Source organism: Neisseria sp. N95_16 (assembly GCF_002551535.2).
Lineage (GTDB): Bacteria > Pseudomonadota > Gammaproteobacteria > Burkholderiales > Neisseriaceae > Neisseria > Neisseria brasiliensis.
This window is the reverse complement of record NZ_PDBT02000149.1, coordinates 1-1062: the sequence shown is the minus strand read 5'-3', so window position 1 is coordinate 1062 and position 1062 is coordinate 1. Positions and strand designations below refer to the sequence as shown.

The 1062-nt window shown below is 48.0% G+C and carries 1 protein-coding gene; it reads left to right on the top strand.

Going from position 1 to position 1062, the window contains the following annotated elements; genetic code table 11:
* Position 1 precedes the first annotated feature (1 nt).
* On the top strand, positions 2–1062 hold a 1061-nt coding region (gene tuf, locus CRG49_RS12930), incomplete at its 3' end, for an elongation factor Tu (RefSeq protein WP_097784637.1).

The following is a 1062-nucleotide window of genomic DNA, read 5'->3' as shown; positions in this document are numbered from 1 at the left end:
CATGGCTAAGGAAAAATTTGAACGTAGCAAACCGCACGTAAACGTTGGCACCATCGGTCACGTTGACCATGGTAAAACCACTCTGACTGCTGCATTGACTACGATTTTGTCTAAAAAATTCGGTGGTGCTGCTAAAGCTTACGACCAAATCGACAACGCGCCGGAAGAAAAAGCCCGCGGTATTACCATTAATACTTCTCACGTAGAATACGAAACTGAAACCCGTCACTACGCACACGTAGACTGCCCAGGCCACGCCGACTATGTGAAAAACATGATTACCGGTGCTGCACAAATGGACGGTGCGATTTTGGTTGTATCTGCTGCTGATGGTCCTATGCCACAAACTCGTGAGCACATCTTGTTGGGTCGCCAAGTAGGTGTACCATACATCTTGGTGTTCATGAACAAATGCGACATGGTTGACGACGAAGAGTTGTTGGAATTGGTTGAAATGGAAATCCGTGACTTGTTGTCAAGCTACGACTTCCCAGGCGACGACTGCCCAATCATCCAAGGTTCTGCATTGAAAGCTCTGGAAGGCGACGCTGCTTACGAAGCTAAAATCTTTGAATTGGCTGACGCATTGGACAGCTACATCCCAACTCCAGAACGTGCCGTTGACAAACCATTCCTGTTGCCAATCGAAGACGTATTCTCAATCTCTGGTCGTGGTACTGTAGTAACCGGTCGCGTAGAGCGCGGTATCATCCACGTAGGTGACGAGATCGAAATCGTTGGTCTGAAAGACACTGCAAAAACCACTTGTACCGGTGTCGAAATGTTCCGCAAATTGCTGGACGAAGGTCAAGCAGGTGACAACGTAGGCGTATTGTTGCGCGGTACCAAACGTGAAGAAGTTGAACGTGGTCAAGTATTGGCTAAACCAGGCTCAATCACTCCGCACACCAAATTCAAAGCAGAAGTATACGTATTGAGCAAAGAAGAAGGTGGTCGTCACACTCCATTCTTCGCTAACTACCGTCCACAATTCTACTTCCGTACGACTGACGTTACCGGTGCGGTAACTTTGGAAGAAGGCGTAGAAATGGTAATGCCGGG